The sequence below is a fragment of the Mucilaginibacter sp. NFX135 genome, from assembly GCF_048565145.1.
Classification (GTDB): Bacteria; Bacteroidota; Bacteroidia; order Sphingobacteriales; family Sphingobacteriaceae; genus Mucilaginibacter.
This window is the reverse complement of record NZ_CP183412.1, coordinates 2,246,313-2,263,838: the sequence shown is the minus strand read 5'-3', so window position 1 is coordinate 2,263,838 and position 17,526 is coordinate 2,246,313. Positions and strand designations below refer to the sequence as shown.

The 17,526-nt window shown below is 42.0% G+C and carries 14 protein-coding genes; 5 read left to right on the top strand and 9 right to left on the bottom strand.

The window, feature by feature from the left end; all coding sequences use genetic code 11:
* Positions 1-22 precede the first annotated feature (22 nt).
* The 3 genes from ACNURT_RS09770 to ACNURT_RS09760 all read left to right on the top strand — a co-directional run bounded on the left by ACNURT_RS09770 (position 23) and on the right by ACNURT_RS09760 (position 4,999).
* Complete coding sequence (locus ACNURT_RS09770; RefSeq protein WP_419701583.1) at positions 23-2,173, top strand: molybdopterin cofactor-binding domain-containing protein; 2,151 nt, start codon at positions 23-25, stop codon at positions 2,171-2,173.
* A gap of 28 nt (positions 2,174-2,201) precedes the next feature.
* Positions 2,202-3,311, top strand: a complete 1,110-nt coding sequence (locus ACNURT_RS09765; protein WP_419701582.1) for an XdhC family protein — start codon at positions 2,202-2,204, stop codon at positions 3,309-3,311.
* Positions 3,312-3,493: 182 nt separating this feature from the next.
* Positions 3,494-4,999, top strand: coding sequence for a lipase maturation factor family protein (locus tag ACNURT_RS09760; protein WP_419701581.1), 1,506 nt, complete (start codon positions 3,494-3,496; stop codon positions 4,997-4,999).
* A gap of 53 nt (positions 5,000-5,052) precedes the next feature.
* Here the strand turns inward: ACNURT_RS09760 and ACNURT_RS09755 are convergent, their stop codons facing one another.
* The 3 genes from ACNURT_RS09755 to ACNURT_RS09745 all read right to left on the bottom strand — a co-directional run bounded on the left by ACNURT_RS09755 (position 5,053) and on the right by ACNURT_RS09745 (position 7,571).
* Positions 5,053-5,529 (bottom strand): YybH family protein, encoded by a 477-nt coding sequence (locus tag ACNURT_RS09755; protein ID WP_419701580.1) that lies wholly within the window; start codon positions 5,527-5,529, stop codon positions 5,053-5,055.
* A 79-nt stretch (positions 5,530-5,608) separates the two neighbouring features.
* Positions 5,609-6,424 carry a DUF6597 domain-containing transcriptional factor gene (locus ACNURT_RS09750; RefSeq protein ID WP_419701579.1) on the bottom strand — a complete coding sequence of 272 codons (816 nt, stop codon included), beginning with the start codon at positions 6,422-6,424 and terminating at the stop codon, positions 5,609-5,611.
* 520 nt (positions 6,425-6,944) lie between these two features.
* On the bottom strand, positions 6,945-7,571 hold the full coding sequence (locus ACNURT_RS09745) for a Crp/Fnr family transcriptional regulator (protein ID WP_419701578.1): 627 nt from the start codon (positions 7,569-7,571) through the stop codon (positions 6,945-6,947).
* Positions 7,572-7,677: 106 nt separating this feature from the next.
* Here ACNURT_RS09745 and ACNURT_RS09740 point away from each other — a divergent pair, with 106 nt between their 5' ends.
* Both ACNURT_RS09740 and ACNURT_RS09735 read left to right on the top strand, forming a co-directional pair.
* Positions 7,678-8,403: an isochorismatase family protein gene (locus ACNURT_RS09740; protein WP_419701577.1), complete on the top strand. Its 726-nt coding sequence runs from the start codon at positions 7,678-7,680 to the stop codon at positions 8,401-8,403.
* Between the two features lie 1,040 nt (positions 8,404-9,443).
* Positions 9,444-10,037: a DUF4142 domain-containing protein gene (locus ACNURT_RS09735; RefSeq protein WP_419701576.1), complete on the top strand. Its 594-nt coding sequence runs from the start codon at positions 9,444-9,446 to the stop codon at positions 10,035-10,037.
* Between the two features lie 59 nt (positions 10,038-10,096).
* Here ACNURT_RS09735 and ACNURT_RS09730 read toward each other — a convergent pair whose 3' ends face one another.
* The 6 genes from ACNURT_RS09730 to ACNURT_RS09705 all read right to left on the bottom strand — a co-directional run bounded on the left by ACNURT_RS09730 (position 10,097) and on the right by ACNURT_RS09705 (position 17,285).
* On the bottom strand, positions 10,097-10,417 hold the full coding sequence (locus tag ACNURT_RS09730) for a single-stranded DNA-binding protein (protein WP_370994656.1): 321 nt from the start codon (positions 10,415-10,417) through the stop codon (positions 10,097-10,099).
* Between the two features lie 19 nt (positions 10,418-10,436).
* Positions 10,437-10,814, bottom strand: coding sequence for a response regulator (locus tag ACNURT_RS09725; RefSeq protein ID WP_370994657.1), 378 nt, complete (start codon positions 10,812-10,814; stop codon positions 10,437-10,439).
* 173 nt (positions 10,815-10,987) lie between these two features.
* Complete coding sequence (locus ACNURT_RS09720; RefSeq protein ID WP_419701575.1) at positions 10,988-11,638, bottom strand: response regulator; 651 nt, start codon at positions 11,636-11,638, stop codon at positions 10,988-10,990.
* Positions 11,639-11,692: 54 nt separating this feature from the next.
* Positions 11,693-12,706, bottom strand: a complete 1,014-nt coding sequence (locus ACNURT_RS09715; protein ID WP_419701574.1) for a chemotaxis protein CheB — start codon at positions 12,704-12,706, stop codon at positions 11,693-11,695.
* A gap of 23 nt (positions 12,707-12,729) precedes the next feature.
* Positions 12,730-14,337: a PAS domain-containing sensor histidine kinase gene (locus ACNURT_RS09710; protein WP_419701573.1), complete on the bottom strand. Its 1,608-nt coding sequence runs from the start codon at positions 14,335-14,337 to the stop codon at positions 12,730-12,732.
* Positions 14,338-14,342: 5 nt separating this feature from the next.
* The gene (locus ACNURT_RS09705) at positions 14,343-17,285 is read right to left on the bottom strand and encodes a CheR family methyltransferase (protein WP_419701572.1); all 2,943 of its coding nucleotides are present in this window, start codon (positions 17,283-17,285) and stop codon (positions 14,343-14,345) included.
* Between the last annotated feature and the right edge of the window lie 241 nt (positions 17,286-17,526).

Below are 17,526 nucleotides of genomic sequence, written 5' to 3'. Positions count from 1 at the left end.
CAAACAAAACACAGTAGCCATTATGGAAACTAAGGCAATATCAAGAAGAAATTTCCTAAGAGTATCCGGTTTTGCCGGAACCGCGCTTTGCTTAGGTTTTTATTTTCCAGCGAATGCGAAAAAGGAACAGTTAATATCGGCAGCAGACCAGTCAGCGTTTGAATTCAATGCCTGGATGCGTATCGACACGAATGGTAAGGTTACCCTGACGGACCATCGTGCAGAAATGGGACAAGGTTCCTATCAGTCTGTGCCGCAAATTATTGCAGAAGAACTGGAAGTTGACCTTAAAGATATCGATGTTATATTTGCCATAGGCGATCCTACTAAATATGGAAGTCAGATCACCGGCGGCAGTTCTACTATCAGAGGTTCTTATAAAAAGCTATTAAAACTAAGTGCAACCGCTCGTGAAATGCTCATCACTGCAGCAGCAAATAAATGGAATGTTCCTGCGAGTGAGTGCTATGCCGAATCAGGGCACGTGATCCATAAGCCTTCGGGCAAAAAATTCAATTATGGCGAACTGGTAACTGATGCATCAAAGCTTTCACCGCCAAAAGAGGTGAAACTCAAAAATATTTCGGAATATAAACTGATCCGCAAACCGCTTCAGAGGCTCGATACCCCTATGAAAACCAATGGCGGCGCTATCTTCGGCTTAGATAAAAAACTACCCGGAATGTTATATGCATCGGTTGAACGCAATCCCAGGCTGCGCGGAAAGGTAAAAAGCTTTGATGATTCAGCTGCGTTAAAAGTTCCGGGCGTTAAACGGGTATTTAAAATACAAATGATGGTTTTTAATACTACCCGTGATGGCGTGGTGGTAATTGCCGATTCAACATGGGCAGCTATGCAGGGCAGAAAAGCATTACATGTTGAATGGGACGACACCGGCTTTGAGCATGTAAATACCAGTGATATTTATAAAGCCCACGAGGAATTGCTTAAAAAAGAAGAGGGGCTTTTTTTAAAAAAGCAGGGCGATCCGGATAGTATCTTAACGCAGGCTACAAAAAAGATAGATGTGATCTATCAAACCCCATATCAGTCGCATGCCGCTATGGAACCATTAAATTGCGTGGCCCATTACCAACCCGATAAAATTGAGATATGGGGACCAATACAGGCCCCCGATTGGGTATTGGGTAATATTACCAGCAAATTCAATATGCCAAAGGAAAAAGTGATCGTTAATATGACTTTTTTGGGCGGTGGATTTGGACGAAAAGCTTTCCTGGATTATCCCTACGAGGCTGTCTTGATATCAAAAGAAATTGGCGCACCCGTTCAGGTTGTCTGGAGCAGGGAAGATGATATAAAACAAGGCCCTTATCGTGCAGGTATCTCCTACAGGAGCCAGGGAGCCATTGAAAATGGCGACATCACTGCCTTAAAATTTAAAATGGCAGGGCAAAATATCGATCATTGGAATGGGCCTGCAAGAGGTAAAGCGAATGGAAGTACATCGGAAGGCTTTTTAAAGCCTTATTATGATAGCATTAAAAATATCAGTTTTGCCGATGTACCTTATGAAATGCCCCTACCCAATATGTGGTGGCGTTCGGTTTATGCATCAACCAATGGCTTTGCTTATGAAAGTTTCATGAATGAGATGGCGGTTTTAGCAGGACAGGATCAGCTTGATTTTCGCAGAAAATATCTGAAAGATGAGCGTTGCCAACAACTTATTGACAGAATAGAGGAAGTTTCGGGCTGGAAATCAAGGCAAAAGAACCAGGGATACGGCGTAGCGATTACCGAATGTTTTGAAACTACCGTTGGGCATGTGGTAAAGGTATCAAGAAATCCGGAAGGAAAAATTAAGATCGACAAAGTTTGGGCGGTGATGGATTGCGGTTGGTACGTTAATCCGGATATCATCAAAGCACAGGTAGAAGGTTCCATCGTGATGGCTCTTGGCGCAGCAACCATACATGAAATCACTTTTAAAAACGGTTTAGTTGAGCAAAATAATTTTTACGACTACCTGATGCCACGCATGAGTGACATGCCGCTTGTGGAGGTACACATTATGGATAATACTGCGGATGCCGGGGGTGTAGGCGAACCAGGCCTGCCGCCATTTGCACCAGCACTTACAGATGCCATTTATGATTTGACGGGCAAAAGAATAAGGAAGCTGCCATTTAATTTAAACGCTGTTTAAATTAATCGATAGGTCGGCCGGTTTAAGAATGAAAGAAATTATAGACATTGTAGCGGCTTATGAAATCGCTGTAAAAGAGGGAAAAAAAACCGCGTTAGCCACTGTTGTGCTTGTGGAAGGATCTGCCTATCGCAGAGCCGGGGCCAGGATGCTGATCACAGAAGACGGACAATTAACAGGTGCTATTAGCGGTGGATGCCTGGAAGGCGATGCTTTGCGCAAAGCCAGAATGGTGATCATGCAGCAGGAGCCTTTGTTGGTTACTTATGATACAATGGACGATGATGACGCCAAACTGGGTGTTGGCCTGGGCTGTAATGGCATTATACATATCCTCATCGAGCCTGTTAATGATCATAAGATAAACCCGATCATCCTGTTAAAAGCCGCAATAACCGCGAGGGATAACGCCGTTCTGGTTACTTTATTTTCTCTTGAAGACCGAAAAGCACCACAGCCGGGCTCCTGTTTATACCTCACAAATGATCAAATTCTGCCAAATGGCTTAGCGATTTTGCCCTATAAAAATGAATTACTGGAAGACGCCAAAAACGCATTGAACAGCCGGCGTTCTGTTATTAGGGCTTACCAAGGTTATACCGCATTTGTAGAGTGTGTTAAACCCTTGATCTCGTTGGTAATACTTGGAGCCGGGAATGATGCTATTCCCTTAACCCGGATGGCCGCCATATTGGGCTGGAATATCACAGTTGTTGACGGCAGACCTAATTATGCATCCGTTGAACGCTTCCCATCAGCCCAAAAACTGGTGATTGCCAAACCGGAAAAAGTTTTGGAGAACCTGGAAGTAAACGAGTGGACGGCTTTTGTACTGATGACTCACAACTATAACTATGAGATTGCGTTTATGAAAGACCTTTTACCTGTAAACCCTTCCTATATTGGAATTTTGGGTCCCAGGAAAAAACTGGAACGCATGCTGGATGAACTGGAGGAGAATGGATCTGTCATAACAGAACGCAACCTGGAAACTATCCACGGCCCTGTAGGTCTGGATATAGGATCTGAAACTGCCGAAGAGATCGCGCTATCCATTATCGCAGAAATCAAAGCCGTATTCACCAAGCGAAATGGCAGATCATTAAAATATAAAACCACCCTTATTCATAGCATTTAAATGGCATTACCTAATGCCTATACTTCCAACAGAAATAAATTGACCCAGCTCTGCTGAGTTTGGTGAAAATTTTCTTTTAGTTGAGAACAACGATATGAATATTCATACAAGGGTTATGCAGTGAAGAAATAACAATCAGCTCATTTTTTTGTATTATATTAAAATGGCTAACTGCTCAAGGCATGGAAAACCGAGCACCCTCCTACTGGCTTACCCGTTTTATGATACTCCGCTTACTGGGGCTGGTTTATGCAGTAGCGTTTCTGATCGCCATTAATCAACTCGTTCCGTTAATAGGGTCTAAGGGCTTGCTTCCAGCAGATCTCTATCTGAAGCAAGTAAGTACAGCGCTCGGTTCAATAGGCGCTGGTTTTATACGCTTGCCCTCCTTGTTTTGGTTCTGGCATTCAGATACGGCCCTTCTAATGGCGGCCTGGACGGGTTTTATTCTCTCGCTTATTGTGGTGGCAGGCTATGCCAATGCGCCTTTGCTGGGTATTTTGTGGTTCATTTACCTGAGCATCGTTCACATAGGGCAAGACTGGTATGGCTATGGCTGGGAAATCCAGCTAACGGAGACCGGTTTTCTGGCAATCTTTCTTTCCCCGCTATGGGATTTGCGGCCATTCCCTAACCGGCCGCCTCCTGTACTCATTATTATTTTATTCCGGTGGCTTATCTTCCGCATCATGTTTGGTGCCGGGCTGATCAAGTTTCGTGGTGATGCGACCTGGCGTAATGCAACCGCGCTTTATTACTATTTTGAAACACAACCCATTCCCGGTCCGCTGACCCGGTGGTTCCATTTTTTACCTCATGCGTTATTGAGAATCGGCGTCTGGTTTAACTGGCTGGCCGAGCTGGTGGCCCCCTGGTTTATCTGGTGGCCACGGCTATCGCGACATATTGCCGGATCAATAATTGTATTGTTTCAGTTCGCTATTATTCTAAGCGGTAATCTTTCGTTTTTAAACTGGCTAACGATTATACCGGCTTTAGCTTGTTTTGATGATAGCTTTTGGTCGAAACTTCTGCCAGGCAAGCTCGTCCGTAAAAGCGAGGCTGCCGCGAGCAAGGCCGAAGAATCCAAACCCATGCAGGTCACTGTCTGGATTGTTACCAGTTTGGTAGTGCTGCTCAGCCTACAGCCGGCACTCAACATGTTATCACCAAACCAGGTCATGAACACATCGTTTGACCCGCTTGATCTGGTAAATACCTATGGCGCGTTTGGCAGCGTAGGACAGGAACGACTGAACGTGGTATTTGAAGGAACGATGGATGATACTCTTAATAATAAAGCACACTGGAAATCCTATATTTATAAGGGTCTGCCGGTATTGCTGAATAAGCGGCCGCCCCAGATTGCACCTTACCAATTACGATTGGACTGGCAAATGTGGTTTGCTTCGATGTCCACAGCTGAACAGTATCCCTGGACCTATAACCTGGTATGGAAGCTGCTGCACAATGACCCGGAGGCGGTTGATTTATTTGCCAACAATCCTTTTCCAGAAAAGCCGCCCCGCTACATCCGCGCAGTATTGTACCGTTACCGGTTTGCAGGGAATGGCAATCCACAGGGGCAATACTGGACCCGGGAACGCATTGGCGATTGGATGCCGGTTTTAACTGCGGACAATAAACAGCTGATCGCTTTTCTGAGAGGACAGCGTTGGCTTCCCTGAATTTAGGGGATCCTCAACTCTTTCTGATTCAGAATGTACTCGACTACAGAAATTTACTGCGCCTTGTGGTTACTGTTAAACAAATCTCTGAATATCTTCCAGCCCACCTTGGTTCTTCTCCACAGTTTTAAGTATTTACCATCGTCCAGAAGTTTTCCCTGCAGATCAAAAACCTGCCAGGTACCTTCCTCGGTCACATATTCCTTGCTGTCGCCATAAACATTACTGGTTTGAAACTTTACACCTTTAACCTTTCCTGCTGCAAACGTGTCTTCAAAATCTTTTTCAAGCGCTTTTCTACCAGCTATAGGAGGCGTGTTTGGGGCTAACAAACTTGCGTCTTCGGTATAAAGGTTCACGATGGATTTGTCGTTTTTTTCAAACAGGTTAAAATAAAGCGTGTTGGTGTTTTCAATGGCCTTTTTAACTGCAACTAAACCTGGGCTTGCGGCGATCTGAGCCCGGCAATTGTCATAAACGAAAAAAAGGACAATACATGCAATAGCTAATACCAGGTTGTTTTGTTTCATGATCTTTCAATTAATTGATTAAATAATTAAAACAAAACTACCACCACAAAAAGAATATAAATTGTAAAAAACGGAACAGTCAATTATGGAGAGTTACAAAAAAATCGCTTGAGCTTTCAGGAGAAAACTGAGAGGGTGTTGAACCCGTAAAAAACTTAAAGTCCTTTATAAAATGCGACTGATCGAAATAGCCACATTGATGCGCGATTGCTGTAAGCGATGAATCTTTGCCGGCAACCAGATGAATACTTTTCTGAAACCGGGCTATCTTACTAAACAGATTTGGGGTAAGACCAGAATAATTTAAAAATATTTTTTGCAGGTAACGCGATGAGATACCATATCTGGACGCCACTGAATTCATATTTTCAAAAAAGTTATCTTGGTTTAAATCATGCATAATACTGTTAACCAGCGCTAATCTGGTATATTTATTCCGGGAAAGCGAAAGCTTTTGCAGTAAAAACTTTTCTATTAATTCAATTCTCCGATCTATAGACTTAGCTTCCCATAATTTCGAATGCAGCCAAACGGCCTCCTTCCCTGCTATGTCTTTAAAATCAATTACCTGATCATTAAACTCTTCTATCGGTTCATTAAAAAAGCAAGCCGCAGTATGTGGAAAGAACCGAACGCCAAACATAGTATGCTTTCCGAAAGAGGTAAAAGTAAATGGCTGGATAGTTTGCCCCCACAGCTGGACATCGGGCTGAGTTATTAGATCACCGTTAATGAGTTGTTGCGGACTATCCGTTCCCAAATTAAACATGATCTCGATGAAACCTGTCGCGAAAACTTTATCCTGGGTAAGTACAGCAGTATCTGTTTCACATACAAAGTAACATTGTACATAATCCTTTAAAAAGCTATTCGGACTAAATTCTCTGTAGCGCATATATAAGCAATAGCTATATCTAAGTTAATATAAAACCGAGGCATTTTAAATAAAGTTAACATTTTGAAGCTCGCCGTTACCGCAAGCGTCCCGCTCGCGGTTCTCATACCAAGTAAGTGAAACCCTTGCACATTTACCACAAGCGGGACGCCATAAGTGTTCGAAACCTTGTTTTTTCGGCTGAAGCCAGCAAATCTTTCCATTATCCGTCCCATAAATGGGACGGCAATGAATAGACGACGAATTCATTTACCTTTCATTGGTTTTAACCAACGAATTTTAAATGATCAGCTATTGGCTTTAGCCCAAAAAGCCAGTTATTAGTTATTCTAAGGTTTCGAACACTTATGGCGGGACGCTTGCGGTAGTGGAGATCAATAGGCATTCTATCGTCAGCTTTTTACTAAATTTAGCAACAGGATAAAGAAATCTAAAACAATACTGGCTTCGTTGTCATGCACCTAAATGTTATTTTGAGTTAGAAAATGAGCAGCTTTTTTTAATTGGTATATTTTGATCTTTAAATTGTTGACTGGGCGCGTAAGCCATTGCTTTTCATCTTGCTTAAGAATTCAGGTGTGACACCTATATAACCGGCGATGTACTTTTGTGGCAATTTAATCATCAGGTCAGGATATTTGTGATAGAAATTCCAATATCGCTCTTCTGCACTGAGGCTGAGAATTTCCATCGTGCGTGCCTGAAAATCAATTAATGAACGTTCAGTCAAAATCCGGAAGTATCGTTCGAAAACTGAACCTGATAACAATAACTTTTCTTTAGTCTCCTTTGTAAAGAATAAGATTTCCGTATCAACTGTGGCCTGGATGTTCAGCTGGCTCGGTTTGTCATTGTAGAAGTTTTGCAAACTTCCTGTCCACCAGCCAGGTGTCGCAAATCCAAGAATGTGCTCTATCCCTTTATTGTCTAATAGGTAAGTCCTAAGGCACCCGCTCAATACATAGCAACTGATAGCTGCTATTCCACCCTCATGGATGAGGTATTGATTCTTTTTTACCTTTTTATACTGAGCCAGGGAATTTAGCGCCAGGATTTCATTCTCGCTCAAACTCACATAGGTTTTAACATGGTTTTCGAGTGAAGCGGTGTCAATTTTTGAACCAGTCGTCAGGGTAAGTTTAGTCATTTCTTAATGTAGATTAAGTCAATTCAATAAGGTACATTATTTCAGTGACGCATGCGAAGGTCTAATTTTGAGCCAGTAAATAACTATAACTTTTTAAAATAAATTTATGAAAAAATTAATCAAATCATCAGTTCTAAAAGCGCTATCTATCATAATCGTTTTAAGCGTGTGTTTTACAGTAACTAACGCACAGCAGAAAAAAACTACGCTGATCAATCCGGATGATGCTGTTTTTTTATTTGTCGATCATCAAAGTGGTTTAGTTCAAACCATTCACAGTATGCCGGTTGGAGAATTAAGGAAAAATCTTGCCACTCTTGCGAAAGCGTCCCAATTGTTGCATATCCCTGCCATTTATACTGCATCCGTTCCGACAGGACCAAACGGTCCTACACTTCCTGAGGTAAAAGACAATGCACCAAATGCAAAGTATATTATCCGACAAGGAGAAATTAACGCCTGGGATAGCAAAGAATTCGTTAATGCAGTTAAAGCTACAGGTAAGAAGACCCTCATTATCTCCGGCATGTGGACCAGCGTATGTGTGGTGTATCCTGCCTTGTCTGCCCTTGGAGAAGGTTATACTGTTTATGCAGTTGCTGATGCCAGCGGAGATATCACGCCTGAAGCTCATAACCTGGCTATGCTCCGCCTTACCCAGGCAGGCGCTATCCCTGTAACCTGCGGCGCCGTGCTTCCTGAATTGATGAAAGATTGGAGAAGGAAAGAAGCAGGAGATTTTGCCAAACTTCTGGCAGAAATGGTGCCTAATTTCCAGGCTGTTATTGAACAATACTATAAAGCCCAGGAAGTTGCAAAATCAGAAAAATAACACGTGGCCCTTGTATCCTAATGATACATTCAGCCTTTGGTCGGTGTTATCACCGCACCAGCCACAAAAACCTCCCATTTTCATGAGAGGTTTTTGTGTAAATGATGAGCCTCAAACCCATGCCCCTCAAAACTATGACATTACGATTTATTCAATAAGACATTTATAAAGTTGAGCCAGAATCAAGCTCAGATGCCCCCAAAGATGGTTTACAGTGTAAACCCACAAAATGACACAAATAAAAATTAACTATTTGATTAACAATTAAATATATAAATATAAACCATAAAAAGTATAAACCATGTAAACCCAATTTTAAGCTTTAATCAGCACATGGTTTATCAAGCTCTGCACCCTACCACAAGCAGGGGGGACCTATAACGGCGTAACCGCAATGCATTACAAATAGCCACTTTTCCAATTGGAGCTGAAAGATAAATCGGTATGCTGTTTCATTAACAAAGTGCTAATGCCCCAGAAGGGTTCCGGCTATATTAAATTTGAGGATTTATATACAATTCGCAATGCAGGGGTATCTTTTGAACCCACTTTTTTCAATAAGGCTTCCCTAAGCGTATTTGAAACAGGGTAATCAGACATCAACCTCCAGCTGTTACTACTCTTTATCGCCCAGTATCTGCGATTGTTAACCAGCAGTTTGACAAGTTTATAACCATTTATAAAATCAACTTCTCTGATAACAATCTTATACCATTCGCCATCGCATTTCAAAGTGGCGTTTCGCACTCCTTTTACTTTCATAAGATAAGACATTGGTGCATTACAAAAGTATATTTTGTGATAAATCCCCTCAAAGTATTAATACCACGTGGCAGCGTGGTAAATACGTAAAAATCGCAATGGTGCTGAAATGCTAAATGATCTTGAACCTTATTATCGAAGGTTGAAAAAATTAAAAAAGGAGCAACGTAATTTAATTATAAATTAAATAATTTAATATTTTAAAAACCACTTTAAATCAACAGTGTTCTTATTATAGTTGTGATTATATACAGTATTTGATATAAAAAATTGTAGTTATGAATAGATATAAACAAATCATCTGGGTGGCTGCTATTGCATTGCTTTCAGCTTGCCATGGCGCAAATAAAGATAGCACCGAAAAAGCGGATAGTGTAAATAATAAATTTGATTCATTGAATAATAAAAATGGCGGGACCGGCGACAAGGAACTCAGTGGGGCTGACGCAAAGTTTGCTGTAGAAGCGGCCAACGGCGGCATGACCGAAGTTGAACTCGGTAAACTGGCACAGGAGAAAGCGCTTGATCCCCAGGTTAAAAGCTTTGGGGCTATGATGGTCAAAGATCATTCAATGGCTAACATGGAAATGAAAGAATTAGCTTCAAGTAAAAGGATAACCCTGCCCGATTCTATCAACTCCGAAGAGCAGAAGCTTAAAACACAATTGTTAGCCAAATCAGGATCCGATTTTGATAAGGCTTATGTGGATGCTATGGTTAAGGATCATCAGAAAGATATAGCTGCTTTTGAGGAGGCGCGTGGAAAGGTAAAATATCCAGAAATGACGGCATTCATTGATAAATCGCTCCCTATGCTTAAAAAACATCTGCAGGCTATAGAAAGCATCAGCAAAAAAATGAACAAAAGGTAGGCGGCTATTGAATAGTTACCGTCTATACGGTTTTAGAACTGGATGTACATTTAGTTTGTTTAACCAATGAGGTTATAACGGGTTACCATTATTTCGGTACTATATCTTTTAACCCCGTCTATTCCAACATTTCTTTTCGTTTGAAGTTTGCCCTCGATCCATATCAGTTGATCTTCTCCGAAAAGGCCCTTTTCATCAAATAACAGATGCGTTGGGATTTGAATTATATGATATTCCTCATGGGATTCATCCCCTGATTTTTTTGATATTTTTTCAAGCGTTTTAAATTGAAACCGGAAAAGTTTACTATTATCATTTTGATACCCTGATTGTGCCCTGTCATGAACATATCCTACTAAAATTACCTTATTGATTCCCATACTTATCAAAATGCAAACTTTAATTCCGGAATGGTACAAGAAGATCTTTTATACTGGATACCAACTCATCGAGGTCAAAAGGTTTGGCGATAAATTTATCACAACCATAGGTTCCAAGTGACAGGATCACTTTAGGATAGGCAGAGATTATAATCACGGGCAAGTCACTCGTAGTGGGATTAACTTTCATTTGATGGCATATCTCGCCGCCATTGATTCCTTCCAATAAATAGTCTATCAGAATCACATCAGGCTTCTCCTGTTCAACTATAGAAAGTATATTATTGGTATGCTCGTAAGCGGTTACAGTAAAACCCTCATAAACAAGCGCTTCCTGCATTATATCAAGTACATCAAGATCATTATCAATAATCATTACTTTTTTCAGTTCTTCCATAACTTATTGTTGAATTTTCGCAGGTACCCTTTAAAAACAGTAAATTATTTCATGCGGGCAACTCTGATTATTCAAAAATAGCGAGCGGTATTTTTAACCACTAAGTATTAATACTTATAATAGAGAGGAATAAGTACTATTTTTCCGAAAAAATATAAACGATATGATAAATATTAATTGATAATGCCGTTTACCAACGCAAAGCGGATCAATGCGGCCGTATTACGGGCACCGGTTTTATCAATAAGCGCCTGGCGGTGCCCTTCCACGGTTCGTTTACTGGTAAATATTTTATCTGCAATTTCCTGGTTGGTGTAACCTTCTGCTACGAGGCCCAATATTTCTATTTCCCGGCTTGAAAACTCTATCCCCTCAGAAAATTCGGTAAGCGCCACATCTGGAATGGATAATAACCGGTTTAAAAAACGTGAGGTAAGTTCTGAACAAATGTATTGTGAACCGGCATATATATGTCTGATGGCAAAAATTAACTCGTCTGGACTTGCGCTTTTCAGCAGGTAACCGCTTGTGCCGGTATGAAAGGCCTGTACTACATATTTTTCATGATCAAGTGCACTTAAAACAATAACCTTGCAAAAAGCCCCTTGATCTTTCAGCCTTGAAATTAGCTCTATGCCAGACAGTTCAGGCATATTCATATCAGCCAATACAATGTCGGCAGGGATTCCCTTTTCAAGTAATTCTAAAACCTCCCTCCCATTAACGGCCTCGCCGGTTACCTCAAAGTCATTCTCTTTCTCTAAAAGAGACCGGATGCCATTCCTTACGATATTGTGGTCTTCTGCCAGGATAATCTGAATCATGTTGCTGTTATCTATGTCTTATTCATTTGACCTTAAAACGAATACTTTAGACTATTAAAGATAGCCTTCATCTAATGGCCCGGTTTTGCTGATAGCCACCAGTAAAGCTTTTAAACGTTCGATATGCACTGATAATTGTTTTGCTTTTTGCCGATAGGTAGATGAGAGCTCACCTTCATGCAGTCCCTTCTCCCGGCCGCCAATATTCAGAAACAGGTTTCGACGCTCTTCCAATATTCGCACAGATACCCATAATGATTCTTCCAGTGCTTCATTCTGTTTTTCAACCAATGCATTTTCGGTATATACATGCCCGGTGTGACAACGGTACCTTGCCAGATCCTCATTTTTTATTTTCCAAAGCCCACCACCACAATCAGGGCAGGTGAAGTTGCTGTGGGTGCCTATTTTTTCCATCTCCTGAATACTGCTAATCATTCTCTCGGTGATTTCGGCTTCAATTTTCACATCCTCCGGTATTGGTAACATCCCGGTTGGAGGTTTGGAAATTATCTCGTTGATAATATAACCCATATCGTCAATCAATACCCGGTAATCTACATCTACATTATTGAGCACACTTCTTGGCATATCATCAAACTCGGCTTCATCAGGTTCCTGCACAATACACACACCACCGCTCCTTTTTATGGCCGACATACCAGAGGTTCCATCATCCAGCAGACCACTTAGTATAATCCCTATTACTTTTGAATCATATGCTGCCGCTGCCGATCTGAATAAAACATCAATAGAAGGCCGCCAGCGGTTTTCGTGGGGGCCGTGGGTTAAGCGGACGATGTCCCGCTTTATGAACAAATGCCTGTCGGCCGGTGCAAGGTAAACTTTACCAACTGTTATTGGTTGGCCATCTGCCGCAATAAGGCATTCATACGATGTTTTCCGTTGAAATTGCCTGCACAAAACTTCGGCCTGTGATTTTATGGACATGTGAATGACGATAAATATGGCTACTGGCAGATCCGGTGATAGTTTGCCGATCAGTTGGTCTACCGCTTTGATACCTCCTGCCGATGATCCAATAACAATGATCTGTTTTAATTCCATATTTACCGCTTTTCTACCTTCACCTACCTACGTATTGTATTGTATTGTATTGTATTGTATTGTAAGCTAATCATAACTGCTGTTCCCATTCCGGGTTCAGATAACATCTTCATTTGACCATTGTAAAGGCTTAACCTGTTCCTTATGCTGCTTAAACCAGCACCTGCCGGAGAACGTTCCTGTTCAGCAACATCAAAACCTTTGCCATTATCCCTTACTTCTATGTATATATCTTTGCCTTTTTTTATTTCCAGTTTTACCAAACTCGCTTCGGCATGTTTCATACAATTATTGATGAGCTCCTGTATGATCCGGAAAATACTTGTTTCCAAAAGCAGGTCCATGCGTTCATTAAAACCGGATGCTTTGGCTTTAATAACCATGTTTTTCCCTGAAAGCCGCTTGGCCAATTCATCTATCGTAGCCGGAAGGCCGAAATCAATTAAAATGGACGGTGCAAGCTCAAAGGATATATTTCGCGTTTCGCGGATGGCCATAGCAAGCAATTCATTAATCTCATGAATTGGTTTCATAGCAGCGCTTTGATCAAGCATACCCAATTTAATTTTAATCCCATAAAGTAACTGGCTAACGCTGTCATGTAACGCGTCGCTGATACGCCGGCGCTCACTTTCTCCGGCGGCTAAGGTGGCCAGTGTGATGGCTCTTTGCTGATTTTGCTCCAACTTTGAAGCAGCGTCTTCCAGCCTTTTTTTCTCCGTGATATCCATCATGATACCAACCAAACGTTTTTGGGGGCCAGGCTCATCAATTACATGCCCCCTTATAGCCGCATAACAGGTTTCCCCTTTGCTGTTGATCATCCTGCATACCAGGTCTATTTCTTTTTCCTGGTTAATAGAGTTGCGAAATTGCTGATCGGCCATTTCCCTGTCATCCGGATGGATCAGGTTGATGAAGGTTTGGTACTGGCCGTCAAATTTACCACCGGGTATCGCGCAAATGCGGTAATTGAATTCATCAAGGTAAAACTTCATGGTTTCCAGATCAAGCTCCCATGTGCCAGCGGAAGAAGCCTCCAACGAAAGCTCCAGTCTTTCCTTAACTTCCGCCAGGTCCTTTTCAGTCTTGATTCGTTCAGTGATATCTATTACCGCAATATAATATTGTTGGGAATGCTCTGCGTATCTCTTAGTAAGGATGCCTTCCAGTTGCGCATAAAACGGCGAAGCCGTTTTGGTGATCATTTTTAACTGGCAGCGCTGGCGTTCGCCGGATTGCATAGCTTTATAAAAATTCCGGAAAATTTCCTGTTGGTCGGCACTTATAAAAATATTAAAGGGCTTTCCGATCAGACTAAACCGTCCTGCTTCCAGCAATACAGTACCTGCATAATTGACTTCCTCAATAACACAGGCATGTGTGAGTATAAAGTAACCGAGCGGAGCCAGGTCATAAATATCAGCGAAACGGGCTTGATGGCGCTCAAGCTCTTCATTTGCAAGATTCAATTCATCGTTTTGCATTTCCAGCTCAATCTGGTGCACCTGCAGCTCCTGAAAAAGGACCTGCATATCCGTTTCATTCAATGCGGTTGCCCCATCGCCTACCTTTTGCAGTACTTTTTCTGCCTGGTTACGCAAATTGCTGAATGAAACTTCATCTTTCATCTGTATTAACTGGATTTTATTAAGGTGACCACAAATTGTTTTGAATCACTTCTGTCAGGACCTTTCAATTGACTCACAGTAAGCCGATAAAGCCCATTGTCAAATTCCAACTCTACAATTTCCTGGTCATCTGTTCCTACTATAGAGTTGAACAACCCAATCTGTTTTTCGTTTTTGAAATAATTATTTAACAATCCTATAACCGGTTTTTGTATAGCTTCTTCGGCGCGCAGCTTAGTAAGCTGTAAAAACGCGGCATTTGCATGCGTTATCTTTAACATTTGATCTGTAACAGCAATTGGAACTTCCAAAATATCTACGAAATTGTCCGCATATTTCCGGAGTAACTGAAGGTTTTGTTCTAATTCCTTGTATTGGGTAATCAGTGTGAAGGTAATAACGGCCCCCGATATAAAGTTATCAAGTGTGCGGTACGGCATAATACGTACACGGTACCATTCATCGTTTTTTGTTTTTACCTCCAGCTCCTTAACTACTAACTTTTCAATTACTTCATTAATGTCGTCTTCAATATTGGAGTTATCAAAATTGGATACCACATGCAATATCGGCCGGCCAATATCTGTAGGAATCAGGTTAAATAGCTTCCGGACCTGGGGTGTATAACGCAGGATATCGAGGTTATTATCCAGGAATATGGTGCCGATCTCTGTAGAATCCAACAGGTTTTTCATGTCATTGTTGATCCTTGTCAGTTCATCTGTTTTGGCCTGATACTGCATATTGATGGTCATCAGCTCCTCATTCAGCGATTGCATTTCTTCCTTGGTAGTCAATGATTCTTCATTGGTACTCTGTAGCTCTTCGTTAGTGCTTTGTAATTCCTCGTTGGTTGATTTCAGTTCTTCAACGGAGGTTTCCATTTGCTCAATGGTACTGTTAAGCTGTTGTTTGGTATATACCAGTTCTTTCTCCAGCTCCTCTACCGCCACATCTTTTTGCTCGCCACCTGCACGGGCTTTCTTCTTTCTTTTTAGCAAGCCTTTATCATCAAAAACAAGCAACACCAACCCTTGCAGCCCGGTATCTTCCAGCACACTTGCTTTCAAGGATACCAGCCTGATCTGTCTTTCTTCTTTCAATTTGACATCATCAACAACAACAGGCTCTTTTTGGCCCCGCGCCCGGTGTATTACGTTACCAATAACATAACGCAGCTCCTCGCGCGCCATACGGTGTATGTTCATTATTGCTTCACCATGCGGCAATTCCAGGAATCTCCCTGTTTTACCGTTGCTGTATAAGATATCCCCCCGGTCATTCACCAAAACGGCCGCAGGCGTGTGATGTTCCAAAAGGATCTTATTAAAAGTATCTGCTACAGATCTTTTGATTATTATTTTATCCATGTCATCTGCTTTTACAGCCTGGGCAGGCAGCTGCCTGGCTACGTTAAACGGGAAATCGATCATTTTTCCCGGTGAAACATTACTACCCTTCCGCTCGTAAATTTTCCATTTGGGATCAACCGAGGTAAACATATCTGTAAAGCCGCCAATGGTTTCGGCCGGCCCCATGAACATCAGGCCTTTGGGGTTAATAGCATAATGAAATACCGGGATGATTTTTCGTTGAAGTTCGGTAGTCAGGTAGATCATCACATTGCGGCAGCAAAGCAGATCAAGACGGGTAAAGGGTGCATCCTTAATGAGGTTATGCTGCGCGAATACGATCATTTCCCGCAGTTCTTTTCTTACCTGGTAAGTGTGTTCATTTTTAATAAAGTATTTCCCAAGGCGTTCCGGTGAAACATCAGCCGCGATATTATCATAATAATAACCTGCGCGGGCATGGTCAATAGCTTCCGCGTCAAGATCGGTGGCAAAGAGCTGCAGTTTTGGCCAATCATTTTTTTCAATTTCGTCAAGACTTTCCATCAGGAGCATGGCGATAGAATAAGCCTCTTCACCGGTAGAACATCCCGCCACCCAGATCCTTACAGGCTCATTGCTCTTTTTATCCTTCATCAGCAGGTTCAACCGTTTTTTAAGGGAATCAAAGGCTGCCGAGTCGCGAAAAAATTTGGTAACGCCTATTAGTAATTCGTTGAATAATACGTCCGTTTCCTGGGGGTTTTCTCTTAAAAACGTCACGTACGTTGCGTAATCAGCAATCTGGTGATAAGCGATCCTGCGGTCGATCCTGCGGGTGATGGTACTTTTTTTATAAAGGGAAAAATCATGCCCGGTATGCGAACGCAGCAGCATCAGGATCTTTTGAATAGCATTGGAATTTTGGATGGCCTGCCGAACATGTTCAGAGGCTTCTTCTGCTAAAACCGGGTGGTTCATATACTGGATCAGCTTAACCGGCATTTCTTCGGGCGATAATACGTAATCTACAAGGTTGGTGCTGATCGCCGCTAGCGGCATGCTGTTATACTGAGCGGTTTGCGGATCCTGCACCATCACCATTCCCAGCTTTTCTTTGATCATGCGTACACCCGTCTCACCGTCTGATCCCATTCCCGAGAATATGATGCCTACCGCTCTGTTCCACTGATCATCGGCAAGACTTTGCAAAAAATAATCTATAGGCTGCCGGTAACCGTTGGGCATTGTTGGGTTAAGCAGCAGCAGCCGGCGGTTGTGCAGTCCCATGTCCTTATTAGCAGGTATCACATAAACCTTGTTTTCTTCCAACTGCATACCATCAGCTGCTTCAATGACAGGCATAACGGTAAAAGTTTTTATTAAATCGGCAACGTGGCCCTTATGGTTAGGATCGAGATGAATGATGATGACAAATGCCATCCCGCTTTCGGCAGACATGTGGGTGAAGAAAAGCTTAAAGGAGGCGAATGCTCCGGCAGAACCTCCAATCGCGACTACAGGAAATGATCTGCCTTTATTTTTAACGGCGTTATCATCAACGGCAATAACAGCTGGCTTAGTTTTTTTTAAAGGCTTAACAGGTTTTTCTGGCATGACAGATCAAATAAAAATAACGGGTAGATTTTCAAAAATAGTTATAAATGGGAAAGAGCAATTAAAATATTAAAAAGGGCGAACGCATGGTTCGCCCCGGAAGAACTTTGATGTATCGGCTTATATAATAAAGCAAGGGCTGGTCTCCCTGTTGCCGTTATTAAACGGTATGTAAATATAATAATGTTAACCGCGTTAACAACATCCCTATTTTAACTAAGCCAGCGCTGTATAAAGCTTC